The organism is Brevundimonas sp., assembly GCF_035627475.1.
Classification (GTDB): domain Bacteria; phylum Pseudomonadota; class Alphaproteobacteria; order Caulobacterales; family Caulobacteraceae; genus Brevundimonas.
On sequence record NZ_DASPLR010000022.1, the window covers coordinates 1 to 25,673 of the forward strand.

The following is a 25,673-nucleotide window of genomic DNA, read 5'->3' on the forward strand; positions in this document are numbered from 1 at the left end:
TGGCGCTGCGGCTGCGGTCCTGCGGTGTGCGCAGCTTCTTCACCGCCGGGGTCCTGGGCGCCGAGGCCCTGCGCGAGGTGCTGGGGCCGGAGCCGGACATCTACGTGCTGGACGGCTGCCGGCCAGGCGACGCCTCCCGCCTGCTGGCCGCAGATCTCACGCCGGTGCTGAACAGCCCGGAGCAGGTCGCCGTCTGGCGCGACGCCGCCTCCGGGCGCGGCCCGCTGAGCGCCGCCCTGCATGTGGACACCGGCATGAACCGCCTCGGGCTTCGGCCCGAGCAGGCCGAGGACCTTGCCCGCTCCAACACCGACCTCGCCGGCGTCCAGGTCTCGCTGGTGATGAGCCACCTGGCCTGCGGCGACGAGCCGGGCCATCCGATGAACGCGCGCCAGCTGGCGCTGTTCTCCCAGGCGCGCGCGCTGTTCCCCGAGGCCCGCGCCAGCTTCGCCAACTCCGGCGGCGTCTTCCTGGGCCCGGAGCACCATTTCGACATGGTCAGGCCGGGAATCAGCATGTTCGGCGGGGGCCCCTTCGGCCGGCCGGACCCGCGCATCGCCCCGGTCGGAACCCTCGAAGCCGAGATCCTGCAGGTCCGCGAGGTGCCCAGGGGCGAGACCGTGGGCTACGCCGCCAGCTTCACCGCCGACGCGCCGCGCACCATCGCCACCGTCGGCATCGGCTACGCCGACGGCGTGCTGCGCTCGAACCAGCCGCGCGCCCAGGTCTGGATGGCGGGCGAGTTGCGCGCCGTGGTCGGGCGCATCTCCATGGACACCATGGCCGTGGACGTGACCGGAACCGGCGCGCGGCCGGGCGACTTCGTCGAGCTGTTCGGCGAGAACCTGGCGGTGGACGACGCGGCCGCCGCGGCCGGCACCATCAGCTACGAACTGCTCACCAGCGTCGGCTCCCGGGTCGAACGGCGGCTGCGCGACCGGGTCTGAGCCGGGCTTCAGCCCTGGCGCGCCAGGGCCTCCAGCCGCTCGAAGCCCACGGCCTGGACTGCGCCCCTGAGCTGGTTCATGTCGATGTCGTCGCCGTCCGCCTCGATCAGGAAGCGCTCGCCGACGATGACGCTGTACTCGCCGCTGCGGCTCTTGCCGTCGTACTTCTCGGTGGTCAGGCGGCCGTCGATCTTCTCCACCTTCTCGTAGCGGTCGCCGCTGCGCTCGCTGTGGCGCACGTCGAAGGCGGAAGCCAGCTGGCCGAAGGCGGCGGCCCCGCCCATGTCGGTGACCTGCAGCCGGATGCGCGCGTCGCCGCGCGTGTACTCGGCCTCGGCCTGGGAGCCGTTCAGCCCGCCGACGCCGCCGGTGCTGGAGCTGACCTCGCCGCGCGCGAAGCCGGCCACCGAGGCCGGCAGCAGGGCGGACAGGCGCTCCGGATCGACCACCGCCACCTGCTCGCCGCCGCCGCGGCCCTCCGCCGAGGCCGCCGCCCGCTCGAAGGCCTTCGCCGACTCCTCCAGCTTGCCGACATCGACCGAACCGACGCCGGGCACGTTCACCGTTCCCGAGACCGAGCCGCGATCGGCCAGACCGGGCACGCCGCCGCTGGCCAGGGTCGCCGCGCCGATGACAGCGCCGCCGATCGCCGCCACCACCAGGTTCACCACGAGGGCCACGACGACCACCACAATGGTGTAGACCATGCTCTTGTCCTCGGGCGAGCGCATCAGGCGCGGCAGGCCCAGGTACAGCAGGTAGAAACCGTACAGTCCCAGGACCGCGAGCAGCGTCAGCGGCGGGAAGATGGCGAAGATCCCGGCCACCCAGGCGGCGGTCATGGAATAGATCGCGACCTGGAAGGCCTTCACCCGGTTCTGCACGCCGCCGAACTGGGGCGCCAGAAGGTCGATGATCAGGCCCAGCAGGCCGACCCCGACGAGCGACAGCACGTAGCTCAGCACCGCGCCGAACACGGTCGGGACGAGCGCCGGCCGGTAGGTGATCCCCAGCATGCTGTGGCCGAACGCCAGGGCGCCGATCAGGCCAGCCAGCGCCGGGATCGCCGCCAGGATCATGGCGTAGCGGAGGTAGAGCTCCTTGATGGACGCCGGCTCGGCGTCGATGACCGCCCATTCGGCCTTGGCCCTGGTCAGGATGTTGATGGCGCGGCGCACCAGCGGCGAGGACGAGATCGGCTCACCCGGAGTAGGCGGCGGCGGGGGTGTCGTGTTCGCGTCGACCATGGCATTCCCTCTCGTGACTCGAAGCAGGCTGTCGTCCCTGGGCAACGCTAGCGCCGATATCCGGCGTCCGCGAGCGCTCCCGCCGCGAAAGCGCCTCCGAATCACACGAAAGTCAGCGCCGGTCGGCGTCCAGGAAAGCGGAGTACGAGCGCATGGCGCGCGATAACGCGGTCTACGCCTGCCAGGCCTGTGGCGCGGTCCATGCCAAGTGGGCGGGCCAGTGTTCGGCCTGCAACGCCTGGAACACCCTCGTCGAGGAGGTCTCTGCCCGCCCGCCTGGAGCGCTCGCGCCCACCAAGGGCGCGCGCCGACAGGGGCTCGCCTTCGAGACGCTGGAAGCCGAGACCCCCGAACCGCCCCGCATCCCCACCGGCATCGAGGAGTTCGACCGCGTCTGCGGCGGCGGCGTGGTGCCGGGCTCGGCCATCCTGCTGTCCGGCGATCCGGGCGTCGGCAAGTCGACCCTGCTGCTGCAGGTGACCGCCCAGGCCGCCCTGCGCGGCGCCTCGGTGGCCTACATCTCGGGCGAGGAGGCGATCGAGCAGATCCGCTCCCGCGCAGGCCGCATGGGCCTGGCCCAGGCGCCGGTCAAGCTGGCGGCCGAGACCTCCCTGCGCGACATCCTCGAAGCGCTGAAGCGCGAACACTTCGACCTGGTCGTCGTGGATTCGGTCCAGACCCTGTGGAGCGATGCGCTCGAGGCGGGCCCGGGCTCGGTCGCCCAGGTGCGCGCCTGCGCCGGCGAACTGGTCCGCCTCGCCAAGAAGCGGCGCACGGCCGTCGTCCTGGTCGGCCACGTCACCAAGGACGGCCAGGTCGCCGGTCCGCGCGTGGTCGAGCACATGGTCGACGCGGTGCTCTCCTTCGAGGGCGAGCGCGGCTATCCCTTCCGCATCCTGCGCGCGGGCAAGAACCGCTTCGGGGCCACCGACGAGATCGGGGTGTTCGAGATGGGCGACAGCGGCCTGCGCGAGGTGCGCAACCCGTCGGCCCTGTTCCTCGGCGAAGGCGGCGAGCGTGCGGCGGGCGCCGCGGTCTTCGCCGGCATCGAGGGCTCGCGCCCCGTGCTGGTGGAATTCCAGGCCCTGGTGGCGCCCTCAGCCTACGGAACGCCCCGGCGGGCGGTGGTGGGGTGGGACTCCGGGCGCCTGGCCATGGTGCTGGCGGTGCTGGAGGCGCGCTGCGGCTTTGGTTTCGGCGATCAGGACGTCTATCTGAACGTCGCCGGCGGGCTGCGCATCAACGAGCCGGCGGCCGATCTGGCGGCGGCGGCGGCGCTGGTCAGTTCGGCGACCGACATGCCCCTGCCGCAGGGCTGCGTGGTGTTCGGCGAGATTAGCCTGTCGGGCGAGATCCGGGCGGTCGGGAGGGCCGAGGCGCGGCTGAGGGAGGCGCAGAAGCTGGGCTTCGACCAGGCCCTGTCGCCGCCCCTGACGGTCAAGGACAAGGGGGTGAGGACGACCTCGGTCAACCGGCTGACCGAAGCGGTCGAACGAATCTCGCAAAACCGCTACTGAGGACGCAACGTCCTCACTTCGAGCCCCAATGACCGGTTTCGACGTCGTCGCCATTCTGATCATCCTGGGCTCGGCCGCCGCCGGCTGGGTGCGGGGCGGCACGCGCGAGATCATCACCCTGCTGAGCTTCATCCTGGCGGCCTTCATCGCCCTGGTGGCGCTGCCCGTGACGGCCCCCATCGGGCGCGGGCTGATCGATCCGGACTGGGCCGGGACGATCCTGGCGGCGGTGGCGTCCTTCTTCCTGATCTATTTCGGCATCCGCATCTTCGGCTCGGCCCTGTCGAAGCGGGCCCAGGCGCATCCGCAGCTGGGCGGGGTCGATCGCTTCGTCGGAGTCTTCGTCGGCGCCGGGCGGGCGCTGGTGCTGCTGGGCGCGATCCATCTGGTCGTCGTCGCCGCCATGCCGGGCGAGAAGACCCCCCGATGGCTGAGCGAGGCGGCGTTGCGGCCGGTCACCGCCGGCGCGGCGCGCGCCATCCAGATCGTGCTGCCCGGCATCGGCCGCGGCGCCGACGCCCTGACGCCGGTGGTCAATTCGTCCGTCAGCAGAGGGCTTAAGGACGATGACGCCTTGCCCCCGACGCAATCAGGGCCTACCTCCCGGCCCGCCCCCCGCTAGTCGCATAACCCGGTCATCGGAGCCCCGACGATGTCCCACTCCATCGCCGAACCCGTCGTTCACCGCGAGCATTGGCGCGACGCCGATGACGATCAGCTGCGCCTTGAGTGCGGCGTCTGCGGCGTCTGGGGCGCCGAGCCGAACGCCGGCGCCTCGATCGTGGCCCTCGGCCTGCACGCCCTGCAGCATCGCGGGCAGGAAGCCTGCGGCATCGCCAGCGTGCACGAGGCGCGCTTCCACACCGAGCGGCACATGGGGCTGGTCGGCGAGGCCTTCGGCGGGGCGGATCTGTCGGAGCGGATGCCGGGCTCGGCCGCCATCGGCCACACGCGCTATTCGACCTCGGGCGGGTCGTTCCTGCGCAATATCCAGCCGATGTTCGCCGATCTGGACAGCGGCGGCATCGCCATCGCCCACAACGGCAACCTGACCAACTTCCTGTACCTGCGGAACCAGCTGGTCGGCGAAGGGGCGATCTTCCAGTCGACCTCGGACTCGGAAGTCATCCTCCACCTGATCGCACGCAGCCGGAAGGCCAAGATCGTCGACCGCTTCATCGACGCCATCGGCCGGATCGAGGGCGGCTACGCCCTGGTCTGCCAGACCCGGTCGAAGATGATCGGCGCGCGCGACCCGCTGGGCATCCGCCCGCTGGTGCTGGGCCGGCTGGGCGACGCCTGGGTGCTGGCCTCGGAGACCTGCGCGCTGGACACCATCGGGGCGACTTTCGAGCGGGACGTCGAGCATGGCGAGGTGATCGTGATCGATCACGAGGGCCTGCAGTCGCTGAAGCCGTTCCCGACCCGGGCGGCTCGGCCCTGCCTGTTCGAATACGTCTATTTCTCGCGCCCCGACAGCATCGTGAACGGCAAGTCCGTCTATGAGGTGCGCAAGCGGATGGGTCAGCGGCTGGCGCGCGAGCACGCCGTCGAGGCCGATGTGGTCGTGCCGGTGCCGGACTCCGGCGTGCCGGCGGCGCTGGGCTACGCCCAGGAGAGCGGCATCCCCTACGAAATGGGCATCATCCGCAGCCACTATCTGGGCCGCACCTTCATCCAGCCGAGCCAGGGCGCCCGGCAGAAGGGCGTGCGCATGAAGCACAGTCCGAACCGGTCGGTGATTGAGGGCAAGCGGGTCGTGCTGATCGACGACTCCATCGTGCGCGGCACCACTTCGGTGAAGCTGGTCCGGGCCGTGCGGGCCGCCGGCGCGAAGGAGGTTCACCTGCGCTCGGCCTCGCCGCCGATCCTGTGGCCGGACTTCTACGGCATCGACATGCCGGAGCGGGACCAGCTGATCGCCGCCAACAAGACGCTGGAGGAGATGCGGGCGCATCTGGAGGTCGATTCCCTCGGCTTCCTGTCGGTCGACGGCCTGTACGACGCCATGGAGGCGGGGCCGCGCGATCCGCGCAATCCGCAGTTCACCGACCACTATTTCACCGGCGAATACCCCACCCGCCTGCTCGACCGCGAGATCGAGGAAGGCGGGCGCGAGGTGGCGGCGCGGCAACTTTCCCTGCTGGTCAGCGCTTAAGGCGCATGATCCAGCTCGGCTACTTCACGATCGATACGGCGGACCTCGACAAGGCGCGCGCCTTCTACGGCGCCCTGTTCGGCTGGACGTTCGACGAGGACCAGTCGCACACGGCCTACTGCCATGTCGCGGGCGGCCAGCCGCCCTTCGGCTTCGTCAAGGTCGAGCGGCCCAGGAACAACGAACACCTGTATTTCCGGGTCGAGGACGTCGACGCCCTGTGCGAGCGGGTCGTCGAGCTGGGCGGCAAGGCGGCGGTGCCGTCCGACAGCCGGTCCGGGCGGACGGCGGTGGTGTCGGACGATCAGGGCGTGAGCTTCAGCCTGTGGCAACCCGCGCCGGGGTTCTAGGAAAGCTCGTCCGGTTCAGGTGACCAAGCTGTCCAGTCCTGAGCCGTATGATGGATGCGCAGGATCCGCAGTTGGCCGTCCGGTCCGCCCATCAGCGAATAGATGACAAGGTAGGCCGTACGCAGCACGGCCTTTTCATAGGTTCCCTCGATCTGGCCGGGCCGGCCGATGGGGCGGCGCGCCAACTGCTCGATCGTCGCGCCGATGCGTCCGGCCAGGCGTTCGGCCGCATCGGGGTTGCGCTCGGCAAGCCAGCCGACGGCGCGCTCGTACTGGTCGAGCGCCCGCTCCGACCAGTCGATGGCCCTCAAGGCTGCTTCTTGTGCTTGTCGAGCGTGGCGCGAATGCGCCGCATGGCTGCCTCGTGGGGAACCGTCCGGCCCAAACGAAAGTCCTCGAGCCCTTCCTCGACAGCCGCCATCATCTCCAGTTCCCGGTCGAGGAAGGCTTCGAGGGTGCGTTCGGCCACGGCCGAGGGCGTCCGGTTGGTCTGCTCCGCGAAGCGACCGAGCTTGTCCTTGAGCTCTTCGCTGACCCGCAGGGTGAGCGTGGCGGTCTTCGCCATGGCGGATTCTCCATAGACTGTATGACAATGTAACACATTGACCCGGCACGGCGCCATGCCTACCAACCGCGCCATGTCAGACCTTCCCCTGAAAGACCGCATCGCCCTCGTCGTCGGGGCCTCGCGCGGCATCGGCTACGAGAGCGCCCTGGCGCTGGCGAAGGCCGGCGCGCATGTGATCGCCACGGCGCGGACGCAGGGCGGGCTGGAGGAGCTGGACGACGCCATCTTCGCCGCCACGGGCCGGCACGCCACCCTGATCCCGTTCGATCTGGTGGACGGCGGGGCCATCGACAGGCTGGGCGGGGCGATCTTCGAGCGCTTCGGGCGGCTGGACGTCTGGGTGCAGGCGGCGGCGACCATGGGGGCAGAAGGGCTGACGCCGGTCAGCCACGCCGATCCGCGCGGCTTCGCCAAGGTCGAGAAGACCAATTTCACCGCGGTGTACCGCCTGATCCGCTCGCTGGAGCCGCTGCTGAAGGCGTCGGACGCCGGTCGGGCGATCCATGTGACGACCAGCGTGGCCAGCGCGCCCAAGGCCTTCTGGGGGGCCTATGCCGCGACCAAGGCGGGGGCCGAGGCGCTGATGAAATGCTGGGCCGACGAGATCGAGTCGATGCCGATCCGGGTGTCGATCGTCGATCCGGGCCGGATGCGCACGGCGATGCGGGCGCAGGCCTATCCGGGGGAGGATCCGGAGACGGTGGTGCACCCGTCGGCCATCGGGCCGCTGATGGTCGAGCTGGCGCGGGGCGACGTGGAGCCGCCGCTGGAGGTGAGCTTCAGGGAGTGGAGCCAGGGGCCGGGGGTGGCGGGGCTGGTCTAGCCCCTGCCCGCTACTTCTTCGGCGCGTGCTTCTGGCCCGTCCGGACGCGGCCTGACCGCGACACCTGCCTGGCCCCTCCGCGGGCGCCCTTCTGGACTGCGACGGATGATCCGGCCTTCTTGTTGGCGCTGGCCTTCAGCCCGGACAGAGGCTTGGTCTTGCCCTTGCCCGCCTTCTTCTGCTCCAGCGCCTTGCCCGGCAGGTTGGACAGGCGGTCCTCGCGTTCGGCCTTCTTGATAACCCGGCGGGGCGCGGTCTTCGCGTCACCCTTGTAGCGCTCGGGCCCCGATTTGGAGCCGCCCGGGGCGTAGGGATTCTCGCTGCCCGACTTGACGATCAGGCGGATCGGCGTGCCCGGCAGGTCGAAGGACTCGCGCAGGTTGTTGATCAGATAGCGCTTGTACTGCTCGGGCATGGCCTCGGCGCGGCTGGCCATCAGCACGAAGGTCGGCGGCCGGGCCTTGGTCTGGGCCATGTATTTGGGCTTGATCCGCTTGCCGTCGACGGCGGGGGGCGGATGCCTCTGGGTGGCCATGGCCAGCCAGGTGTTGAGGTCCTTGGTCTTGACCTTGACCGACCAGGTGGCGTGGGCCTGGAGCACGGCGGGCATCAGGCGCTCGACGCCGCGGCCACTGTGCGACGACAGGGCGACGAAGGGCGAGCCCTTGAGCTGGGGCAGCTTGTCCTCGGCCATCTGCTGCAGCTTGGCGAGGCGCGACTGGGGCTCGGTCTCGAGGTCCCATTTGGCGGCGACGTAGACCAGGGCCCGGCCTTCGCGCTCGACCAGATCGGCCAGCTGCAGGTCCTGGGTGTCGAAGGCGTCGTCCTTGTCCATGACCAGGACCACCACCTCGGCGAAGGTGATGGCGCGGATCGTGTCGGCGACCGACAGCTTCTCCAGCTTCTCCTGCACCCGGGCCTTGCGGCGCATGCCGGCGGTGTCGACCAGCCGGATGTTGTGGCCTTCGTACTGCCAGTCGACCGAGATGGAGTCGCGGGTGATGCCGGCCTCGGGGCCGGTCAGCATGCGGTCCTCGCCGATCAGGCGGTTGATCAGGGTCGACTTGCCGGCATTGGGACGGCCGATGATGGCGATGCGGATCGGCTTGTCGGGCTCGTCGACCTCCTCGACGAAGATGTCGGCGCTGGCGGTGACGATGGCGGCGTAGAGATCGGCCATGCCCTCGCCGTGCTCGGCCGAGATGGCCACGGGCTCGCCGAAGCCCAGGGCGTAGGCCTCGCCGATGCCGCCGCCGCTCTCGCGGCTCTCGGACTTGTTGGCGAGCAGGATGACCGGCTTGTGCTGGTGGCGCAGGCGGTCAGCGAAGATGCGGTCCAGCGCGGTGACCCCCTCGCGGGCGTCCATCATGAACAGGATCAGGTCGGCGTCGTCGATCGCCGCCTCGGTCTGCTCTCGCATCCGGGCTTCGAGGCTCTCGTCGGTGACGTCCTCGTAGCCGGCGGTGTCGATCAGGGTCAGGTCGATGTCGCCGATATTGCCGTCGGCGTAGCGCCGGTCGCGGGTCACGCCGGGGCGATCGTCGACGAGCGCGAGCCGCTTGCCGACGAGGCGGTTGAACAGGGTCGACTTGCCCACGTTGGGGCGGCCGACGATGGCGACTTTGAGAGCCATGTCGGCCTTCTAACGCAGTTTGGGAGCTATGGGGTCAGCGAATGCTGACCAACTGGCCCCGGTCGGTGAGCACGTACAGGGCGCCGTTGTAGGCGGCGGGGGCGATGAAGGCCGGTCCGCCCAGCTTCAGCGAGGCGGTCTGGACGCCGGTCTTCGGATCGAAGGCCACCAGTTCGCCGTCGGAATTGACCAGCACCAGCCGGTTCGTGGCCAGCAGCGGGCCCGACCAGGTCGGCCGCACGGTGCGGTCGAAGAAGCCGAGGAAGCCGCCTTCCTGTCGGGCGCGGCCCTCGTTCAGGTCGCGAGTCCAGTAGACCTGGCCCGTGTCGCGGTTGACGACGGTCAGTTCACCGGCCTTGGAGACGACATAGACCACATCCCCCACCGGCAGCGGCGCGTTGACGCCGGCGACCGGCAGCTCCCACTTCGGCTGGCCGGTGCGGACGTCGATGGCCGACATGACGCCGGAATGGCCGACGGCGTAGACGATGCCGCGGCTGACCACGGGACGGCCGGCGATGTCGCGGATCTCGGACAGGGCGCTGGTCCGGCTGGTGTTCGACAGCTCCTGCTGCCAGACCGGCTGGCCGGTGGAAGCGCGCAGGGCCACCAGTTCGCCCGACGAGAAGGGCGCGATGACGGTTTCGCCGGTCACGGCCGGGCTGGACGCGCGCATGATGCGAGCCGGCTCGGGAATGCCGCGATAGGTCCAGGCCTGCTGGCCCGTGTTCACGTCGAAGGCGAAGATCTGGTTCTCGACATCGACGACATAGACGCGGGAGCCGGCAACGGTCGGCGCGCCGTGGATCGGGACGTCCACCGGGGTCGTCCAGAGCACGGCGCCGGTGGACTGATCGACCGCGGTGACGGTCCGGTAGCCGGACGCGATGAAGACCTTGCCGCCGCCGACCGCGACGCCGCCGCCGAATCCGCCGCCGGTCGAACTGCCGCCGAACGGGTTGAGGTCGAACATGCCGCGGCGGAATTCCTTCTCATCCGGCTTGACGCTGACCTTCCACGCCACCGATCCGCTGGCCGAGTCGACGGCCGTCACCGTGGCCTCGCCGTCCAGCACGAACACGCGGCCGTTGTCGGCGACGACCGGCGCCATGACCTGGCGGGTGCTGGAGGAGCCGGCCCCGATGTCGCGGCGCCAGGCGATGGCGAAGTCGGGGGCAGCGGCCACATGCTCGACAGCGTTTTCAGCGTTGCCGCCCGGCTGGGTCCAGGCGATGGCCGGTTGCGGCCCCGGCAGGAAGAAGTCGCGGCCGGACAGGGCGGCGGACGGCGCCAGTTGCTGCTCGAAATCAAGGACGGAGATGCGCTGGCCTTCGGCGGCGGTTGCCTGGGGGGCGTCCCGCCCTCCGAGGCCGAACGGCAGGGCCTTGCGGACCGTCCCGCAGGAGGCGACGGTGGCGGCGAGGCCGCACAGCAGGGCGACTTTGAGCACGCGGTTCATGGCGGACGTCCTGAAAGCGGGGTTCACGGGCGGGCCGGGGCGGCCGGAGCGGCCTGGCCGCGGGGCGCGGGCGTTGCGGCGGCGCGGGCGGCGGATGCCTCGAGCGCGCCCATGGCCTCGATGGTGGGCGCCAGATTCGGGGCCATGCCGGCGTCGATGGCCGCGATCGTCAGATCGGCGCGCTGGCTGAGTTCGCGCGGCGTATCGAGGCTGTTCTTGAGCACCACCAGGGTCGAACGGGCCTCGGCGGCCTTGCCGTGCTGGAGCTGGGCCATGGCCAGGGCGTCGCGGGCGAAGGCGCGGAAGGGCCGGTCGTCTTCCATCAGCGGCTCGAGCCGGGCCTGGATGTCCTCGAAGCTGGCGGTGTCCATCAGCAGCAGGGCGGCCTTCAGGCGCGCGGCGTCCGCCAGCAGCGGATCGCGGCTGGCCTTGGCGGCTTCCTCGAACAGGGCGACGGCGTCGGGGATGCGGTTGGCCTGGACGGCGATGCCCGCGCGGTGCTGCAGCGCCAGGGCCTTGTAGGCGGCGTTGCCTTCGTCGGCCGCCTGGACGAAGGCGGCCTCGGCCCCGACGGGGTTGTTCGCTTCGAGGGCCTCGAGACCGCGCTGATAGGCGATCGAGGCCCTGTCGGCCTTCGACGTCTCCATCTTCTGCCAGCCCCACCAGGCCAGGGCGGCGATCAGCGCGACAAGAAGCACGCCGCCGACAACCGGCAGCCAGGTGCGGGCCAGCCGCTTGTATCGATCGGAGCGAAGCTCCTCCTCGACCTGATCGAAGACATCAACCACGGTAGCGTCGCCCCAAAAGTCGCAGAAAATCCAACCGGCCGGACCCTAGAGGCTCACTCATCGCACCGCAACGCGGCCGTTACGGCGAAACCGGCTTTTTCGAGAAGTAGGTCTCGACTTCGGCAGGAAAACGGCGGGACTTGACGTCCGCGGCGTAGGCGGCGACCGCCCGGTCGATTTCCGAGCGCAGGTCGGCGTAGCGGCGGACGAATTTCGGCGTCCAGTCGAACAGGCCCAGCATGTCGGGCGTGACGAGAATCTGGCCGTCGCAGGCGGCCGAGGCCCCGATGCCGATGGTCGGCTTGTCGACCGCCTCGGTGATGTCGCGGGCCAGGCCCTCGGCGACGCCTTCGATGACGATGGCGAAGGCGCCGGCGTCGGCGGTGGCCTCGGCCTCCGACATGACCCTCAGCCGCTCCTCGTCGGTGCGCCCCTTGGCCTTGAAGGCGCCGTCGGTGAGCACGGCCTGGGGACGGAGGCCGACGTGACCCATGACCGGGATGCCCCGCTGGACCAGATAGGCGATGGTCTCGGCGACGGTCGGGCCGCTTTCCAGCTTCACGCCCTGGGCGCCCGTCTCCTTCATGACCCGGGCGCAGTTCTCGTAGGCCTGCTCCTTGCCGCCCTCGTAGGAGCCGAACGGCATGTCGATGACCACCATGGCCCGTTTCGAGCCGCGCATCACCGCCTGGCCGTGCAGGATCATCATCTCCAGCGTGACCCCGACGGTGTTGGGCATGCCGTGAACCGCCATGCCCACGCTGTCGCCGACCAGCAGCAGGTCGCAGTGCTCGTCCAGCAGGGCGGCGGTGGGGGCGTCGTAGGCGGTCAGGCAGACGATGGGCTCGCCGCCCTTGCGGGCGCGGATGTCCGGCGCGGCGATGCGGCGGACGGCTTCCTGCTTCTGGCTGGACATGGCGGGCCTCCTGTTCGGAAGCCGACAACATAGTGACGCCGGCCCCCGCCGTCATCCTCGGGCGAGGATGACGGCGGGAGGGGGGTGACCTCAGACTTCCTGCGACAGCTTCATCACGCCGGCGGCGGCGACGACAATCAGGGCGCCCGCGGCGATCCAGAACAGCTGCATGCCGCCCATGGAGCCGAGCTCCAGATTGGCGAGGCCGACCTGGTCGAGCGTGGCCTGGATCATGCCCTGGACGTTCAGCGAGGCGGACTGGATGCCCTGCCCCAGTGCGTCGCCGGCCACCACGCCGTCGCCGGCGCCGAGGTCGATATCGACCTGCATCGTCTCGCGCACGGCCACGGCGCCGCCGATCAGGCCGGCCAGCGACAGGGCGAGGAAGCGGACCCGCGAGCCCTTCTGCAGCCGCTGCTCGACCCCGGCGGTGAACAGGGGGGCGTCGGGCATGGCGGGCGTCCGCGCGAACAGACGCTCGACAAAGGGATCGAACTCGTCAGCCGACATGCTGCGTTCTCCCCAAGGGCTGAGCGGGTTCCGGCTGGAGCCGCGCGCGGAGTTTATCCAGACCACGTTTGACATGAGACTTCACCGTGCCGAGTGGCAAATTCAGGGCGGAGGCGATCTCGGGATGCGCCATGCCCGCTCCGTGACAAAGGGAAACACAGAGGCGTTCGGGTTCGCTGAGCGCCTTGAGCGCCTCGTCCAGGTCCATCAGCCCCGCCTGATCGGCGGCAGGCGCGACATCTTCCTGTTCGACTTCAGCGATATAGCGGGCCTCCTTGGCGACCCGCTTGATATACAGCCGCGCCGCGATCCGCTTGACCCAGGCGGCGAAGGTGCCCTCGCCGCGGAACTCGCCGCACCGCTGGAACGCCTGGATGAAGGCGTCCTGGGCGATGTCGTCGGCGAGCGAGGGTTGGGCCCCCATGCGCCGGAGAAGGGCGCGCACCGCCGATCCGTGACGGCGCACGAGCTCTCCGAACTCCCGCCGTCCGCCCGCCGCCGCGAGGGCGGCGAGCTCGACGTCGTGCCGGTCGACCAAGGCCTGCGTCATGGCATGTCCCCCTGTCGTCCCGACCCTACTCCTTGTTCGGGTTGAAGAAGCTCAGAACGATGAAGGCGAGGCCGATGGTGAACGGAATAGCCGCGATCCCCAGCATGCCGGTGCCGACGTGGCCGCCGAAGTCGCCGTCGCCACTCCAAGCCGAGTCATTGATCAGGCCGAACAGGGCGAGGCCGACACCGACCGCCAGCCAAACGACGCCGCGACGAATATCGCGTGTGCGAGTCGGGCGATCGGCAATCGCTTTGCTCATGGCCTCGATTGCCTCAGGCGGCAGGCCTTGGTCCTTGTTGATGGCAGCGCGGAGCGTTTCCTGCATGTCGCGGCGTTCACGTGTCTTCAGAAACTTCGGGCCAAAGATGATGGCCGTGATGGTGCCGAAAACCGCCAGGATCGCGACGACCGGGATAAAGTCTTCCATTGGGTATCCCCTCTTTCTCAAGACCGGAGCCTGATGCTTCGGCCTTCTGACGACAAGAGGCGCCGGTGGCGGCGTACGGATGCGGCCGGACAGGTGAAACTTTCGTAAGGCGACTGAAGGCGACGGAGTCGACTTCCGCACGAAAGAGGGCATGGTGACGGTCTGTTCGCCTGCGTACCCCGGTTCCCGCAACTACGGAGGTCGCCATGCTCCCCGAACTGTCCGCCCTGGGGTGGTTTCACACCCTCGGAAGCCTGCCTGCCCTGCCCATCGGCCTGATGCTGCTCATCCGCCATGGGCGGATCGATCCCGCGACCGGCTGGGGCAAGCTGTACCTGCTGTTCATGTTCATCGGCGCGATAACGGGCGTGCTGGTGATCCGGGACATGCCGGGGGTGGTGATTTCCATTCTGACGCTCGGCGCGCTCGTGATCGGCTCGACCGTGCGGTTCGCCACCCCCCTCGGCGGCCATCGGGAATGGATCGAGACCGTGGCCATGAGCACAAGCTACTTCACCCTGCTGCTGCCCAGTCTGACCGAGACCCTGACCCGTCTGCCAGCCGGCGCGCCGGTGGCCGACAGCCCGCAGGCGCCGCTGGTGGTGGCGCTTCAGCTGGCCCTGCTGGTGGGCCTGGTCGTAGGCGTGACCCTGCAACTGCTGAGACGGCGCCGCGTTCGCCCGGTGGCGGCCGTCTGACGCCGCGCGACGGAGAGAGCCCCATGGTCCAGATCACCTATCGCATCGTCGAGCATGACGGAGGCTGGGCCTACCGGCTGGGGGACACCTTTTCCGAGACCTATCCGGATCACGACTCCGCCCGGGCCGCGGCGGCGGCGGCGGCGCGGGAGCAGAAGGTGCCGGACGAGGACGCCCTGATCGAATATGCCGATGCGTCGGGCCGCTGGATCACCGAACGGGCCGACGGCCACGACCGGCCGGAGACCGAAGTCGAGGGCTGAACCGGCGCGGTTTTGGGCTATGATCCCGGCCGAACCGAGGAGGTCACGCCGTGAACCGTATCTGGATCGCTCTCGCCGCGCCCCTGGCCGCCTCGGCCATGGCCGCCTGCACCCTGCCCGCCCCGGCGGCGGCGCAGCAGGTGCGGTACTATGAGCTTCCGCCCGGGGGCCGGGCCCATGACGTCGCGGTCACAGCCGACGGGAAGGAAGTCTGGTGGACGGTCCAGCGCGGCGGCGCCCACGGCATCCTGAACCCGGAGACGGGCGAGACCACGATCGTGCCGCTGGGCGAAGGCTCGGCCCCGCACGGGGTCATCGTCGGTCCGGACGGCAACGCCTGGATCACGGACGGGGGCCAGAACGCCATCGTCCGCGTCGACCGGCAAACCCGCGAGGTCCGGGTCTGGCCGCTGCCCGAGGAGACCGGACCGATCAATATGAACACCGCGACCTTCGACCACCGCGGGCGCATCTGGTTCACCGGCCAGACCGGCTTCTATGGCCGGCTCGACCCGGCGACGAACGACATGAAGGTCTGGGCGGCGCCGCGCGGACGCGGCCCCTATGGCATCACCACCACGCCGGCGGGCGACGTCTGGTACGCCTCGCTGGCCGGCAGCCACATCGCGAAGATCGATCTCGATACCGGCGAGGCCACCGTCGTCGAGCCGCCGACGCCGGACCAGGGCGCGCGGCGCATCTGGTCGGACAGCCAGGGGCGGCTGTGGGTCAGCGAATGGAACAGCGGCAATGTCAGCGTTCACGATCCCCGCGACGGCGGCTGGCGCACATGGAAACTGCCCGGCGAGGCGCCGAAGACCTATTCCGTCTATGTCGACGAGGCCGACAAGGTCTGGCTGACCGACTTCGCGGCCAACGCCATCCTGCGCTTCGACCCGGTGACCGAAACCTTCGAGAGCTTCCCCAGCGACCGGCCGGGCGCGAACGTGCGCCAGATGCTGGGCCGGCCAGGCGAGGTGTGGGGCGCGGAATCGGGCGCCGACCGGCTGGTCGTCATCCGGACCGGCGACTGACGCGTGCCGGGACTGCTGCTTCTGATGCTGGCGGGACTGTCGCCCGGGCAGCCGGCGCAGGACCCAGGCGTGCAAGACCCGGGCGCCCGGGCCTTCCAGCGCTGCGCCGCCTGCCATTCGCTGCGGTCGGACGATGCGCGCGGCCCCGCGCCGGGCCTGAGGGGAGTGGTCGGACGCCGCGCCGGATCGGCGGACGGATTCGCCTATACGGATGCGATGCGCGCCGCCGGCCAGCGGGGGCTGATCTGGGACGAGGCGACGCTGGAGCGATTCCTGGCCGATCCCGAGGCGGTCGTGCCCGGCACGGCCATGCCCTATCAGGGCGGAAGCGCCGCCGAGCGGACGGCGCTGATCGCCTGGCTTCGCCAGCGCCGCTGAACAGGGCGGACCGCAACGCCTTGTGATCGGTCGAGGGTAGGCGCGGCGCGGCCTGCCGGTTAGTCCTGCGTCGTTTTCCAACTGGAACCGGTTACATGCGTCATCTCCCCCTCCCCGTCCCGACCCGCCGAGCGCTTCTGGCCGGGGGCGCGCTGGCGGCCGGGATGATGATGGCCCCGCGGATCGCGGCGGCGCAGGCGGCGGCGAACCTGCAGCGGGCCGACGCCCTGATCGCCCGCATGACGATCGAGGAGAAGGCCGGTCAGCTGACGCTGCAGAACGATCCGTTCCGCTGGCGGCCCGAGGGCGTCAATCCCGGGGACACGCTGGACGCCGACCAGAGCCAGACCGCCGCCGAGATCCGCGCCGGTCGAATCGGGGCCCTGTTCAACGGCGTCGGTGCGGCGTCGACGCGGCTGGTGCAGGAGATGGCGGTCAGGGACAGCCGGCTGGGCATCCCGCTGCTGTTCGCCGCCGACATCGTCCACGGCCTGCGCACCACCTTCCCCGTGCCGCTGGGCGAGGCGGCCAGCTGGGACCCCGACCTGGCGATGCGCACGGCGCGGGCGGCGGCGGTCGAGGGCGGCGCCGCTGGAGTGCACCAGACCTATGCGCCGATGGTCGACATCGGGCGGGACCAGCGCTGGGGCCGGGTCGTCGAGGGCGCCGGTGAGGACGTGCTGCTGGGCAATCTGTTCGCCGCAGCGCGGACGAAGGGCTTCCAGGGCGACGATCTGAAGGCCTGGTCGTCGCTGCTCGCCTGTCCCAAGCATTTCGCCGCCTATGGCGCGGCCGAGTCCGGCCTGGACTACAACTCGACCGATATGAGCGAGCTGGAACTGCGCTCGGTCTATCTGCCGCCGTTCAAGGCCGCCTTCGACGCCGGCGCCCTGTCGACCATGAGCGCCTTCAACGACCTGAACGGGGTGCCGACCAGCGGCAACAAATGGCTGCTGACCGACATCCTGCGCGGCGAATGGGGGTTCGCGGGCTTCGTGGTGTCCGACTACACCTCGGAAGAGGAGCTGATCGCCCACGGTTTCGCCGCCGACGGGCGCGACGCGGCGCGCATCGCCCTGATGGCCGGGGTCGACATGTCGATGAAGAGCGGCCTCTACATCAAGCACATCCCGGAGCTGGTGCAGTCGGGCGACGTGCCGATGGCGCGGGTGGACGAGGCCGTGCGCCGGGTGCTGATGACCAAGATGGCGCTGGGCCTGTTCGAGAACCCCTATCGGGGCGCCGATGTGCGCACCGAGCGGCGTGTGACCGGCAGCCGCGAGCACCTCGCCCTGGCCCGCGAGGCCGGGCGCAGGTCGATCGTGCTGCTGAAGAACGAGGGCGGCCTGCTGCCGCTGCCGAAGAGCGGCAAGCGCATCGCCCTGATCGGGCCGTTCGGGGCGGACAGGACTGATCTGTTCGGGCCATGGTCGATCTTCCGGGACAAGGATCTGGCCGTGTCGCTGGAGGAAGGGCTGCGCGCGGCCATGGGCGACGGCGGCTCGCTGACGGTGGTCAAGGGCTCGGACGTCGAGGCGCCGATCGTCGGCGGGATCGAGGCCGCCGTGATCGCCGCGTCGCAGGCCGACGTCGTGCTGCTGGCCATCGGCGAGAGCCAGAACATGTCGGCGGAGGCGCAGTCGCGGGTCGATATCGCCATCCCCGAGCCCCAGCTGGCCCTGGCCGAGGCCGTGGCGGCGACCGGCAAGCCCGTCGTCGTCCTGCTGCGCAACGGCCGCGCCATGGAGCTTTCGGGCGCGGTCAGGGACGCCCCGGCGATCCTGGTGACCTGGTTCCTCGGCTCGGAAACCGGGAACGCCGTGGCGGACGTGCTGTTCGGCGACCACGCCCCGACGGGCCGTCTGCCGGTCAGCTTCCCGCATTTCTCGGGCCAGTCGCCCTTCCACTACGCCCACAAGACCACCGGCCGTCCGGCGGCGTCCCGCAGCGAGGGCTTCAAGGCGCAGTTCCGCGAGACCTCGAACACCGCCCTCTATCCGTTCGGCCACGGCCTGACCTATGCCCCGGTGGCCTATTCGGAGGTGCGTCTGTCGGCGCCGGCGATGGCGTGGAGCGGCGAGATCACGGCCTCCGTCACCCTGACCAACACCGGCGCACGCGAGGCGTCGGAGGTGGTCCAGCTCTACATCCGCGACCGCGCCGCCTCGATCACCCAGCCGGTGCGGCTGCTGAAGGGTTTTCGGCGCGTGACCGTTCCGGCGGGCGGCTCGGTGGAGGTGTCCATGCCGCTGAAGTTCGCCGACCTGCTGTTCCTCGGGCAGGACCTGCGGCCGACGGTCGAGCCGGGCCTGTTCGATGTGTGGCTGAGCCCGGACGCCCAGTCGGGCGCGCCGGCGCGGTTCGCCCTGACCCGCTGATCAGGCGAAGGCGGCGGCGTAGAGCTCGGGCTTGAAGCCCACCAGCGTGCGGCCGCCAAGGTCGAGCACCGGCCGCTTGATCATCGACGGCTGGGCCAGCATCAGGCCGATGGCCTTGCCGGCGTCCAGGTCGGCCTTGTCGCCGTCCGGCAAGGCGCGGAAGGTCGTGCCGGCGCGATTCAGCACCGTCTCCCAACCGTGCGCAGCGACCCATTGCTCGAGATGCGCCCGGTCGATCCCGGCCTTCTTGTAGTCGTGGAAGGCGTAGGCGACGCCGTGCTGGTCCAGCCAGACGCGCGCCTTCTTGACGGTGTCGCAGTTGGGGATGCCGTAGAGGGTCGGGGTCATGGCCCCTCCATGCCCAGCCGCTCCGGGAAGCACAAGTCCGGCGGCGCTTGCATTTAACCGTTTGGTTTAATATAACGACTGCGACAGCCAAGGAGACGCCCCATGTCCGCCCTCCCCCCACGCCAGAAGGTCATTCCCTGCCTGTGGTTCGACAAACAGGCCGAGGAAGCCGTGAACTTCTATGTCTCGCTGCTGCCGGACTCGCGCATCGACGCGGTGATCCGGTCGCCCGGCGACTACCCCAGCGGCCAGGAAGGCGATGTGCTGCTGGTCGAGTTCACCCTCGCCGGCAATCGCTACACGGCGCTGAACGGCGGCCCGATGTTCAGGTTCAACGAGGCCATCTCGCTGCAGATCGACTGCGAGGACCAGGCCGAGGTCGACCGGCTGACCAACGCCCTGTCCGCCGTGCCCGAGGCCGAGCAGTGCGGCTGGGTCAAGGACCGCTACGGCCTGTCATGGCAGATCGTGCCCTATGCGATGAACCGCCTGCTGGCCGATCCGGACGATGGCGTCCGCAAGCGGGTGTTCAACGCCATGATGGAGATGAAGCGGCTGAATATCGCCGAGCTGGAGCGCGCCGCGCGGGGCTAGGTCCCCCGGGCTAGTCGTCGTCCGCCTCGACGCCGCCCACCGTGACGGGGGCTGGACCGGACGCCAGGGCGCGGTCCAGCGCCTCGCGGTCGAGCCCCCTCTCCCACTTCGCGACCACAATGGTGGCGACGGCGTTGCCGATGAAGTTGGTCAGGGCCCGGCACTCGCTCATGAAGCGGTCGACGCCGAGGATCAGGGCCATGCCGGCCACCGGCACCGAGGGTACGACCGTCAGGGTGGCGGCGAGGGTGATGAAGCCCGCGCCGGTGACGCCCGCCGCCCCCTTGGAGCTGAGCATGGCGACGGCGAGCAGAAGCAGCTGCTGGCCCAGCGTCAGCTCGACCCCGCAGGCCTGGGCGATGAACAGGGCCGCGAGCGTCATGTAGATGTTGGTGCCGTCCAGGTTGAAGGAGTAGCCGGTGGGCACGACCAGCCCGACCACCGGCTTGTCGCAGCCGGCGCGCTCGAGCTTCTGCATCAGGCTGGGCAGGGCCGCCTCCGACGAGGAGGTGCCGAGCACCAGCAGCAGTTCCTCCTTCAGGTAGCGGATCAGCCGGAAGATGGAGAATCCGTTGGCGCGGGCGACGGCGCCCAGCACGACCACCACGAACAGGGCCGATGTCATGTAGAAGGTCGCCACCAGGGCGGCCAGGTTGATCACCGACTCGATGCCGTAGCGGCCGATGGTGAAGGCGAACGCCCCGAAGGCCCCGACCGGCGCTGCCTTCATCAGGATGGCGACCAGTTTGAAGAAGGCCTCCGAGACGCTCTCGAGCACGCTCATCACCGGCTGGGCGCGCTCGCCGATCACCGCCAGCGACACGCCGAACAGGATGGCGAAGAACAGAACCTGCAGGATCTCGCCGCCGGCGAAGGCGCCGACCACGGTTTCGGGGATGATGTTCATCAGGAAGGCGACGATGTCGGTCTCGTGCGCCTTCTGGACGTAGGTTCCGACGGCGGCGGGATCGAGCGTCGCCGGATCGATGTTCATGCCCGCGCCGGGGCGGACGACGTTGGCCACGATCAGACCGACGATCAGGGCCAGGGTCGAGACGGTCAGGAAATAGGCGAAGGCCTTGCCCACGACCTTGCCGAGGCGGCCGAGATCCCGGAGATGCGCGATGCCGGTGGAGACGGTCAGGAAGATGACCGGCGCGATGATCATCTTGACCAGCCGGATGAAGGCGTCGCCCAGCGGTTTGAGGCTCTCGCCGAAGGTCGGCCAGAAATGGCCGATCAGAGCGCCCAGCACGATGGCGGCCAGGACCTGGAAATAGAGATGGGTCCACAGCGGCTTGCGCGCCGGTGGTGGAGGCGGAGAGCCGGCGGGATCGGGAACGGCGACGCCGGGCGCGGCCTTGACCGGGCGGGAAACGGGATCCCGCTTCGGCTTGTGTGCGGGCGCGCGCGGCGGTCTCGGCGTCTGGGCCATCGGTCCCTCCTCGTCACCCGCTGGTGATTCCCCCGGGGCATCAGCCTAATGCGTCGCGGCCTCGCTTCCCACTGCCCGCGCGTCAGGCCCCGGGCAGGCCGCCGCGCCGAACGGGCGACAGGTCGAGCCGCTCTCGCTCGGGCTGGAAATAGGGGACCAGCTCCACGTCGCGCTCCTGCACGACGGTCGCATTGAGCAGGGTGAGCAGTTCCGCGCCGCGGCGCGCGGCGTCGGCGTTGTTGGGCAGGACGACGCCGGAGACGTCGTCGGAGCCGCGGAGTTTGGCGATCACATAGGGTGAAGACATGTCACGGGTCCTGTGGCGAGGGCGTGAATGCACCGGCGGCGGCGGCGGTTCCGGAAGGCGCCCGCGACCGCTAGAACCGGACCAGACCCACCAGAGCCCGTCCATGTGCAACGATTACCGCTTCCGCCCGCCGGGCGATCAGCCCTTCGAGGAATTCCGCCAGGTCCGCATCGAACTGGTCTTTCCGTCCGGGAAGCCGAACATCGAACCGCGCGACGACATCCGCATCGGCGACTCGGCGCCGATCATCACGCGGTCGGGAGACGATGTGGCCCTGACCATGACCAGATGGGCGTGGACCTCGCCGCAGGGACGACCGGTGTTCAACTTCCGCTCGGACGGGCGCTCGTTCGCCAACAGCCTGCGGTGCGCCATACCGGCCGACGGCTTCTACGAATTCACGGACGCCCTGCCCGGCCGGAAGCGCAAGACCAAATGGCTGTTCACGATGACCGGCAGCCCGGCGTTCTGGATCGCGGGCATCGTCAAGGACGGCGCCTTCGCCATGCTGACGACCGAGCCGGGTCCGGATATCGCGCCCTACCACGACCGGCAGATCGTGCTGCTGGAACAGGGCCGGGCGCTGGAGTGGCTGGACCTGACGCGGCCCGAGGCGGAGATTCTCAACGCACTCCCGGCGGGCAGCCTGTCGGTGGAGCGGGTGTTCCCGCCGGCGGATGAGCCCGGTCTGTTCGCCTGATCAGGCGCAGCGGCGCGAGCGCCCTACTCCCACTCGATGGTGCCGGGAGGCTTGGAGGTGACATCGTAGACGACCCGGTTGACGCCGCGGACCTCGTTGACGATGCGGGTCGCCGTCCTGCCCAGCGCGTCCCAGGGGAATTCGAAGAAGTCGGCGGTCATGCCGTCGGTGGAGGTGACGGCGCGCAGGGCCAACACCTTCTCGTAGGTGCGGGCGTCGCCCATGACGCCGACGGTCTTGACCGGCAGCAGGACGGCGAAGGCCTGCCAGATCTGGTCGTAGAGCCCCGCCTTGCGGATCTCCTCAAGGTAGATGGCGTCCGCCTCCTGAAGGGTGGCGACGGCCTCCGGGGTGATCTCGCCGGGGATGCGGATGGCGAGGCCGGGCCCCGGGAAGGGGTGCCGGCCGACGAAGGCGTCGGTCAGGCCGAGCTCGCGGCCGAGGGCGCGAACCTCGTCCTTGAACAGTTCGCGCAGGGGCTCGACCAGCTTCAGCTTCATGAAGTCCGGCAGGCCGCCGACGTTGTGGTGGCTCTTGATCACGGCGGACGGACCGCCCGAGGCCGAGACGCTCTCGATCACATCGGGATAGAGGGTGCCCTGGGCGAGGAATTCGGCGCCCTCGATCTTGTGGGCCTCGCGATCGAAGACCTCGATGAACACCCGCCCGATGGTCTTGCGCTTGGTCTCCGGGTCGCTGACGCCGGCCAGCTGCCCGAGGAATTCCTTCGATGCGTCAACGTGCACCAGTGGGATGTTGTAGTGCTCGCGGAACAGGGTGGTGACCTGGGCCGCCTCGTCCTTGCGCAGCAGGCCGGTGTCGACGAAGACGCACGTCAGCTGGTCGCCGATGGCCTCGTGGATCAGGACGGCGGCCACCGAGGAATCGACCCCGCCGGACAGGCCGCAGATGACCTTGGCGGACCCGACCTGCTCTCGGATCTGGGCGATCTTCTCGTCCCGGTAGGCGGCCATGGTCCAGTCGCCCTTCAGCCCGGCGATGCCGAACAGGAAGTTGCGGTAGATCTCGGTCCCGCGCGGCGTGTGGTGAACCTCGGGGTGGAACTGAACGGCGTAGATCCTGCGCGCCTCGTCGGCGATGGCGGCGAAAGGGGCGCCGGCCGAGGTGGCGACCACCTTGAAGCCCTCGGGAATGTCGACAACGCGGTCGCCGTGGCTCATCCACACCGGCTCGCGGTGATCGACCGCGCCGATGCCGGCGAACAACGGCGTCTCGGCGGCGATGACGATCTCGGCCCGGCCGAATTCGCCGTCGTGCCCGCCCTCGACCTTGCCGCCAAGCACGTCGCACAGCAGTTGCTGGCCATAGCAGATGGCCAGCATCGGCAGGCCGAGGTCGAACAGTTTGCGGCCGATGCGGGGGCTGTCGGGCTCCAGCACGCTGGATGGACCGCCCGAGAGGATGATGGCCTGGGGCTTCATCTCGTCGACCACGGCCTCGGCCTTGTCGAACGGATGGATCTCGCAATAGACGCTGGCCTCGCGCAGGCGGCGGGCGATGAGCTGGGTCACCTGGCTGCCGAAGTCGACGATCAGGACCTTCTGGTGATCAGCGGGGGCGGTCATGCGGGCTCCGTGGCGGCAGGCGTGAAATGGTCATGCAACAGGTCGAGGGCCTCCGCCAGACGGAGATCGATCTCCGCCAGGGCGTCGGTCCAGTGGCTGAGTTCGCTCAGGTCCGTGCGGCCGTCGCTGACGCCGCGCAGGCCGAGGACCGGCACACCGAAGCGGGCGGCGGCGCGAACCACGGCGAAGGTCTCCATGTCGACCATGTCGGCGTCGATGGCGTCATAGGCGGCGCCGGACACGACGCTGGCCCCGGTCGCCAGCCGGGCCGACGGCAGGGCGGCGGGGCCGTCAGCCAGCGGCAGGACGGCGGGCACACGCGGGAACGGCGTCTCGCCCTTCGCGAAACCCAGCACGCTGGCGTCCATATCGCGGTAGGAGACCTGCGAGACGCGATAGACGCAGGCGTGATCCAGGGTGCGGGACCCGGCCGAACCAAGGCAGATCAGCATGTCCGGAAGGGCGCCCTCGGCCTTCAGCTCCGCCAGTGCATGACCGACCGCGGCCGCCGCCTCGACGGGGCCGACGCCGGTGATCAGGGCCTGAACGCGGGCCCTCAGCGCCGGGCCGTATTCCGGCTCGGCGGCCATGACGCAGAGGGCGGTCTTCGGGCCGAAGCGGGAGAGGGTCCAGTCCCGGCTCACGCCCGCCGCTCGTAGAGGGCGAGGAAGAAGCCGTCGGTGTTGGTCGAGGCGGGCGACAGCCGCAGGCGATGACCGGCGGCGTTGGCGGCGAGCCGCTCGCGGGCCGTGTCCGTCAGGTTGTGCGACGCGAGGACGGTCCTGATCGAAAGTGGCTGGAAGTCTGGATGGGCCGCTTCAAAGGCCTCGGTGACGGCCTCGTTCTCGCGGCTCAGCATGGAGCAGGTGACGTAGGCGAGGCGGCCGCCGGGCTTCACCAGGGCCACGGCCTGGGCGAGGATGCGGAGCTGCAGGACATGCAGGCGCTCGACCTCGTCGGGCTTGAGCCGCCAGGCGTCCTCGGGACGGCGGCGCCAGGTGCCCGAGCCGCTGCACGGCGCATCGACGAAGACGAGGTCGGACTTGCCGTTGAATTCCTCGACCCCGCCGCCGTTCTGGCCGATCAGCCGCAAGTCGGCTGCGACGCCGGCGCGCTGCAGACGCGGGCGAATGTTGTCGAGCCGCTTCTGGACCACGTCGCAGGCGATCAGCCGCATGCCGGAAGCGGGCGGCGCGGCGCGGGCGGCGGCGGCTTCGTCTGCCCCGGTGGGCGACCAGCCGGCGGGCCCGCGAGCTGCGACTGTGGAGGGATCAGCCTCCGGCAGCCCCTGCACCGCCAGCGCCAGGGTCTTCCCTCCCCCGCCGGCGCAGTAGTCGACCACAATGCTGTCGGGGGTGAAATCGAGGCCGGAACCCGCGAGCCAGGTGACAATCTGGCTGCCCTCGTCCTGGATCTCGATCCGGCCGGCCTTGAAGGCTTCCAGAGCCTGGACGTTCGGCGGCGGCTCCGACGACAGGCGCAGGCCGCGGGCCGACCACGGCGTCGGCTCGGGTGCGAGGCCGCTGGCGGTCAGCTCGGCGGTGACCGCCTCCACCGGCGCCTTCGCCGCATTGACCCGAAGATCGATCGGGGCGCGCGGGGCCATCAGCTCGCGGGCCTCCTCGCTCCAGCGGTCGCCGAAGGTCGCCTTGAAGTCCTCGACCACGAATTTGGGCAGGCCGGCGGCGACCCAGCCGGGCAGCTCGCCCTCCCCGGCCGTGATGCGGGCGCGTTCCTGTTTCGACAGCGGGCGCGGGCCGTAGCCCTCGCCCGAGTGCAGGGCCTCGATCTCTTCCAGCGGCAGGCCGTCGATCAGGGCAAGCGAGCCGATGACCAGCGCCCGGCCGTCCTCGCGCCCGCCCATGGCCCAGACCAGACGGCCGCGGGCGCGCAGCACGCGGTAGACGCGGTCGGCCACGGCGCGGCGGTCCTTGGAGCCGGCGTAGCGGTTGGCGGCGCCCCAGGCCTTGAGCACGACCTCGGCCGGGGCTCGCCCCTGGGCGATGCTGTCGAGGACGGAGGCGGCGGCGGCGAGGCGGGCGGCTGGGGTCAATGC

General features: G+C 70.0%; 29 protein-coding genes. 13 read left to right on the top strand and 16 right to left on the bottom strand.

Annotated elements, in window-relative coordinates; all coding sequences use genetic code 11:
* Positions 1 to 947 (top strand): alanine racemase (gene alr, locus VEA62_RS05175; protein WP_324819313.1); only part of this gene is annotated, 947 nt, incomplete at its 5' end.
* Positions 948 to 955: 8 nt separating this feature from the next.
* Here the strand turns inward: alr and VEA62_RS05180 are convergent.
* The gene (locus VEA62_RS05180; protein ID WP_324819315.1) at positions 956 to 2,194 is read right to left on the bottom strand and encodes a Yip1 family protein; all 1,239 of its coding nucleotides are present in this window, start codon (positions 2,192 to 2,194) and stop codon (positions 956 to 958) included.
* A 152-nt stretch (positions 2,195 to 2,346) separates the two neighbouring features.
* Here VEA62_RS05180 and radA point away from each other — a divergent pair, with 152 nt between their 5' ends.
* The 4 genes from radA to VEA62_RS05200 are packed head-to-tail and all read left to right on the top strand — an operon-like array spanning position 2,347 to position 6,219.
* Positions 2,347 to 3,711, top strand: coding sequence for a DNA repair protein RadA (radA, locus tag VEA62_RS05185; RefSeq protein ID WP_324819317.1), 1,365 nt, complete (start codon positions 2,347 to 2,349; stop codon positions 3,709 to 3,711).
* A gap of 28 nt (positions 3,712 to 3,739) precedes the next feature.
* Complete coding sequence (locus VEA62_RS05190) at positions 3,740 to 4,333, top strand: CvpA family protein (RefSeq protein ID WP_324819319.1); 594 nt, start codon at positions 3,740 to 3,742, stop codon at positions 4,331 to 4,333.
* 30 nt (positions 4,334 to 4,363) lie between these two features.
* The gene (purF, locus tag VEA62_RS05195; protein WP_324819321.1) at positions 4,364 to 5,869 is read left to right on the top strand and encodes an amidophosphoribosyltransferase; all 1,506 of its coding nucleotides are present in this window, start codon (positions 4,364 to 4,366) and stop codon (positions 5,867 to 5,869) included.
* Between the two features lie 5 nt (positions 5,870 to 5,874).
* A complete protein-coding gene (locus tag VEA62_RS05200; protein ID WP_324819323.1) occupies positions 5,875 to 6,219 on the top strand; it encodes a VOC family protein in 345 nt (114 codons plus the stop codon).
* On the opposite strand, the gene VEA62_RS05205 is transcribed toward VEA62_RS05200, so the two are convergent.
* Both VEA62_RS05205 and VEA62_RS05210 read right to left on the bottom strand, forming a co-directional pair.
* Positions 6,216 to 6,530 carry a type II toxin-antitoxin system RelE/ParE family toxin gene (locus VEA62_RS05205; RefSeq protein ID WP_324819325.1) on the bottom strand — a complete coding sequence of 105 codons (315 nt, stop codon included), beginning with the start codon at positions 6,528 to 6,530 and terminating at the stop codon, positions 6,216 to 6,218. The genes VEA62_RS05200 and VEA62_RS05205 overlap by 4 nt on opposite strands.
* The gene (locus tag VEA62_RS05210; RefSeq protein WP_324819327.1) at positions 6,527 to 6,784 is read right to left on the bottom strand and encodes a CopG family transcriptional regulator; all 258 of its coding nucleotides are present in this window, start codon (positions 6,782 to 6,784) and stop codon (positions 6,527 to 6,529) included. Before VEA62_RS05210 ends, VEA62_RS05205 begins: the two co-directional genes overlap by 4 nt.
* 73 nt (positions 6,785 to 6,857) lie before the next feature.
* Between VEA62_RS05210 and VEA62_RS05215 the strand changes: the two genes are divergently transcribed.
* A complete protein-coding gene (locus VEA62_RS05215) occupies positions 6,858 to 7,610 on the top strand; it encodes an SDR family NAD(P)-dependent oxidoreductase (protein ID WP_324819329.1) in 753 nt (250 codons plus the stop codon).
* 10 nt (positions 7,611 to 7,620) lie between these two features.
* On the opposite strand, the gene der is transcribed toward VEA62_RS05215, so the two are convergent.
* From der to VEA62_RS05250, 7 genes are all read right to left on the bottom strand, one after another.
* On the bottom strand, positions 7,621 to 9,243 hold the full coding sequence (gene der / locus VEA62_RS05220; protein WP_324819331.1) for a ribosome biogenesis GTPase Der: 1,623 nt from the start codon (positions 9,241 to 9,243) through the stop codon (positions 7,621 to 7,623).
* 34 nt (positions 9,244 to 9,277) lie between these two features.
* Positions 9,278 to 10,702 carry a PQQ-like beta-propeller repeat protein gene (locus tag VEA62_RS05225; protein WP_324819333.1) on the bottom strand — a complete coding sequence of 475 codons (1,425 nt, stop codon included), beginning with the start codon at positions 10,700 to 10,702 and terminating at the stop codon, positions 9,278 to 9,280.
* Positions 10,703 to 10,725: 23 nt separating this feature from the next.
* Positions 10,726 to 11,490 carry a tetratricopeptide repeat protein gene (locus VEA62_RS05230; protein ID WP_324819335.1) on the bottom strand — a complete coding sequence of 255 codons (765 nt, stop codon included), beginning with the start codon at positions 11,488 to 11,490 and terminating at the stop codon, positions 10,726 to 10,728.
* Between the two features lie 79 nt (positions 11,491 to 11,569).
* On the bottom strand, positions 11,570 to 12,406 hold the full coding sequence (gene panB, locus VEA62_RS05235) for a 3-methyl-2-oxobutanoate hydroxymethyltransferase (protein ID WP_324819337.1): 837 nt from the start codon (positions 12,404 to 12,406) through the stop codon (positions 11,570 to 11,572).
* A gap of 90 nt (positions 12,407 to 12,496) precedes the next feature.
* Positions 12,497 to 12,916 carry a hypothetical protein gene (locus tag VEA62_RS05240; RefSeq protein WP_324819339.1) on the bottom strand — a complete coding sequence of 140 codons (420 nt, stop codon included), beginning with the start codon at positions 12,914 to 12,916 and terminating at the stop codon, positions 12,497 to 12,499.
* Complete coding sequence (locus tag VEA62_RS05245; protein ID WP_324819340.1) at positions 12,906 to 13,466, bottom strand: RNA polymerase sigma factor; 561 nt, start codon at positions 13,464 to 13,466, stop codon at positions 12,906 to 12,908. The genes VEA62_RS05240 and VEA62_RS05245 overlap by 11 nt, the downstream gene beginning before the upstream one ends.
* 25 nt (positions 13,467 to 13,491) lie before the next feature.
* Complete coding sequence (locus tag VEA62_RS05250; protein ID WP_324819342.1) at positions 13,492 to 13,896, bottom strand: DUF6249 domain-containing protein; 405 nt, start codon at positions 13,894 to 13,896, stop codon at positions 13,492 to 13,494.
* 206 nt (positions 13,897 to 14,102) lie between these two features.
* On the opposite strand from VEA62_RS05250, the gene VEA62_RS05255 reads away from it, so the two are divergent.
* From VEA62_RS05255 to bglX, 5 genes are all read left to right on the top strand, one after another.
* Complete coding sequence (locus tag VEA62_RS05255; protein WP_324819344.1) at positions 14,103 to 14,594, top strand: hypothetical protein; 492 nt, start codon at positions 14,103 to 14,105, stop codon at positions 14,592 to 14,594.
* A gap of 23 nt (positions 14,595 to 14,617) precedes the next feature.
* The gene (locus VEA62_RS05260) at positions 14,618 to 14,857 is read left to right on the top strand and encodes a hypothetical protein (RefSeq protein WP_259551133.1); all 240 of its coding nucleotides are present in this window, start codon (positions 14,618 to 14,620) and stop codon (positions 14,855 to 14,857) included.
* Positions 14,858 to 14,907: 50 nt separating this feature from the next.
* A complete protein-coding gene (locus VEA62_RS05265) occupies positions 14,908 to 15,891 on the top strand; it encodes a virginiamycin B lyase family protein (RefSeq protein WP_324819347.1) in 984 nt (327 codons plus the stop codon).
* A gap of 3 nt (positions 15,892 to 15,894) precedes the next feature.
* A complete protein-coding gene (locus VEA62_RS05270; RefSeq protein ID WP_324819349.1) occupies positions 15,895 to 16,269 on the top strand; it encodes a c-type cytochrome in 375 nt (124 codons plus the stop codon).
* A 95-nt stretch (positions 16,270 to 16,364) separates the two neighbouring features.
* Positions 16,365 to 18,647, top strand: a complete 2,283-nt coding sequence (gene bglX, locus VEA62_RS05275) for a beta-glucosidase BglX (RefSeq protein WP_324819351.1) — start codon at positions 16,365 to 16,367, stop codon at positions 18,645 to 18,647.
* Here the strand turns inward: bglX and VEA62_RS05280 are convergent, their stop codons facing one another.
* The gene (locus VEA62_RS05280; RefSeq protein WP_324819353.1) at positions 18,648 to 18,995 is read right to left on the bottom strand and encodes an arsenate reductase; all 348 of its coding nucleotides are present in this window, start codon (positions 18,993 to 18,995) and stop codon (positions 18,648 to 18,650) included. It lies immediately after the preceding gene.
* A gap of 102 nt (positions 18,996 to 19,097) precedes the next feature.
* On the opposite strand from VEA62_RS05280, the gene VEA62_RS05285 reads away from it, so the two are divergent.
* On the top strand, positions 19,098 to 19,589 hold the full coding sequence (locus tag VEA62_RS05285; RefSeq protein WP_324819355.1) for a VOC family protein: 492 nt from the start codon (positions 19,098 to 19,100) through the stop codon (positions 19,587 to 19,589).
* A 10-nt stretch (positions 19,590 to 19,599) separates the two neighbouring features.
* Here the strand turns inward: VEA62_RS05285 and VEA62_RS05290 are convergent, their stop codons facing one another.
* Positions 19,600 to 21,024 carry a dicarboxylate/amino acid:cation symporter gene (locus VEA62_RS05290; RefSeq protein ID WP_324819357.1) on the bottom strand — a complete coding sequence of 475 codons (1,425 nt, stop codon included), beginning with the start codon at positions 21,022 to 21,024 and terminating at the stop codon, positions 19,600 to 19,602.
* Between the two features lie 82 nt (positions 21,025 to 21,106).
* Positions 21,107 to 21,331 (bottom strand): hypothetical protein, encoded by a 225-nt coding sequence (locus VEA62_RS05295; RefSeq protein ID WP_324819358.1) that lies wholly within the window; start codon positions 21,329 to 21,331, stop codon positions 21,107 to 21,109.
* A 103-nt stretch (positions 21,332 to 21,434) separates the two neighbouring features.
* Between VEA62_RS05295 and VEA62_RS05300 the strand changes: the two genes are divergently transcribed.
* Positions 21,435 to 22,031 carry an SOS response-associated peptidase family protein gene (locus tag VEA62_RS05300; protein ID WP_324819360.1) on the top strand — a complete coding sequence of 199 codons (597 nt, stop codon included), beginning with the start codon at positions 21,435 to 21,437 and terminating at the stop codon, positions 22,029 to 22,031.
* A gap of 23 nt (positions 22,032 to 22,054) precedes the next feature.
* Here VEA62_RS05300 and guaA read toward each other — a convergent pair whose 3' ends face one another.
* From guaA to VEA62_RS05315, 3 genes are read right to left on the bottom strand one after another with little or no spacing between them, the layout of a single operon-like run.
* Positions 22,055 to 23,617, bottom strand: coding sequence for a glutamine-hydrolyzing GMP synthase (gene guaA / locus VEA62_RS05305; RefSeq protein WP_324819362.1), 1,563 nt, complete (start codon positions 23,615 to 23,617; stop codon positions 22,055 to 22,057).
* Positions 23,614 to 24,261, bottom strand: a complete 648-nt coding sequence (locus VEA62_RS05310; protein WP_324819364.1) for a 5'-methylthioadenosine/S-adenosylhomocysteine nucleosidase — start codon at positions 24,259 to 24,261, stop codon at positions 23,614 to 23,616. The genes guaA and VEA62_RS05310 overlap by 4 nt, the downstream gene beginning before the upstream one ends.
* Complete coding sequence (locus VEA62_RS05315) at positions 24,258 to 25,670, bottom strand: RsmB/NOP family class I SAM-dependent RNA methyltransferase (protein WP_324819366.1); 1,413 nt, start codon at positions 25,668 to 25,670, stop codon at positions 24,258 to 24,260. Before VEA62_RS05315 ends, VEA62_RS05310 begins: the two co-directional genes overlap by 4 nt.
* Between the last annotated feature and the right edge of the window lie 3 nt (positions 25,671 to 25,673).

What these genes read in the sequence shown, in the direction of transcription:
- VEA62_RS05180 (WP_324819315.1), bottom strand. Translation starts at nt 2,194, where the DNA reads ATGGTCGACGCGAACACGACACCCCCGCCGCCGCCTACTCCGGGTGAG.
- radA (WP_324819317.1), top strand. Translation starts at nt 2,347, where the DNA reads ATGGCGCGCGATAACGCGGTCTACGCCTGCCAGGCCTGTGGCGCGGTC.
- VEA62_RS05190 (WP_324819319.1), top strand. Translation starts at nt 3,740, where the DNA reads ATGACCGGTTTCGACGTCGTCGCCATTCTGATCATCCTGGGCTCGGCC.
- purF (WP_324819321.1), top strand. Translation starts at nt 4,364, where the DNA reads ATGTCCCACTCCATCGCCGAACCCGTCGTTCACCGCGAGCATTGGCGC.
- VEA62_RS05200 (WP_324819323.1), top strand. Translation starts at nt 5,875, where the DNA reads ATGATCCAGCTCGGCTACTTCACGATCGATACGGCGGACCTCGACAAG.
- VEA62_RS05210 (WP_324819327.1), bottom strand. Translation starts at nt 6,784, where the DNA reads ATGGCGAAGACCGCCACGCTCACCCTGCGGGTCAGCGAAGAGCTCAAG.
- VEA62_RS05215 (WP_324819329.1), top strand. Translation starts at nt 6,858, where the DNA reads ATGTCAGACCTTCCCCTGAAAGACCGCATCGCCCTCGTCGTCGGGGCC.
- der (WP_324819331.1), bottom strand. Translation starts at nt 9,243, where the DNA reads ATGGCTCTCAAAGTCGCCATCGTCGGCCGCCCCAACGTGGGCAAGTCG.
- VEA62_RS05225 (WP_324819333.1), bottom strand. Translation starts at nt 10,702, where the DNA reads ATGAACCGCGTGCTCAAAGTCGCCCTGCTGTGCGGCCTCGCCGCCACC.
- panB (WP_324819337.1), bottom strand. Translation starts at nt 12,406, where the DNA reads ATGTCCAGCCAGAAGCAGGAAGCCGTCCGCCGCATCGCCGCGCCGGAC.
- VEA62_RS05240 (WP_324819339.1), bottom strand. Translation starts at nt 12,916, where the DNA reads ATGTCGGCTGACGAGTTCGATCCCTTTGTCGAGCGTCTGTTCGCGCGG.
- VEA62_RS05245 (WP_324819340.1), bottom strand. Translation starts at nt 13,466, where the DNA reads ATGACGCAGGCCTTGGTCGACCGGCACGACGTCGAGCTCGCCGCCCTC.
- VEA62_RS05250 (WP_324819342.1), bottom strand. Translation starts at nt 13,896, where the DNA reads ATGGAAGACTTTATCCCGGTCGTCGCGATCCTGGCGGTTTTCGGCACC.
- VEA62_RS05255 (WP_324819344.1), top strand. Translation starts at nt 14,103, where the DNA reads ATGCTCCCCGAACTGTCCGCCCTGGGGTGGTTTCACACCCTCGGAAGC.
- VEA62_RS05260 (WP_259551133.1), top strand. Translation starts at nt 14,618, where the DNA reads ATGGTCCAGATCACCTATCGCATCGTCGAGCATGACGGAGGCTGGGCC.
- bglX (WP_324819351.1), top strand. Translation starts at nt 16,365, where the DNA reads ATGCGTCATCTCCCCCTCCCCGTCCCGACCCGCCGAGCGCTTCTGGCC.
- VEA62_RS05280 (WP_324819353.1), bottom strand. Translation starts at nt 18,995, where the DNA reads ATGACCCCGACCCTCTACGGCATCCCCAACTGCGACACCGTCAAGAAG.
- VEA62_RS05285 (WP_324819355.1), top strand. Translation starts at nt 19,098, where the DNA reads ATGTCCGCCCTCCCCCCACGCCAGAAGGTCATTCCCTGCCTGTGGTTC.
- VEA62_RS05290 (WP_324819357.1), bottom strand. Translation starts at nt 21,024, where the DNA reads ATGGCCCAGACGCCGAGACCGCCGCGCGCGCCCGCACACAAGCCGAAG.
- VEA62_RS05295 (WP_324819358.1), bottom strand. Translation starts at nt 21,331, where the DNA reads ATGTCTTCACCCTATGTGATCGCCAAACTCCGCGGCTCCGACGACGTC.
- VEA62_RS05300 (WP_324819360.1), top strand. Translation starts at nt 21,435, where the DNA reads ATGTGCAACGATTACCGCTTCCGCCCGCCGGGCGATCAGCCCTTCGAG.
- guaA (WP_324819362.1), bottom strand. Translation starts at nt 23,617, where the DNA reads ATGACCGCCCCCGCTGATCACCAGAAGGTCCTGATCGTCGACTTCGGC.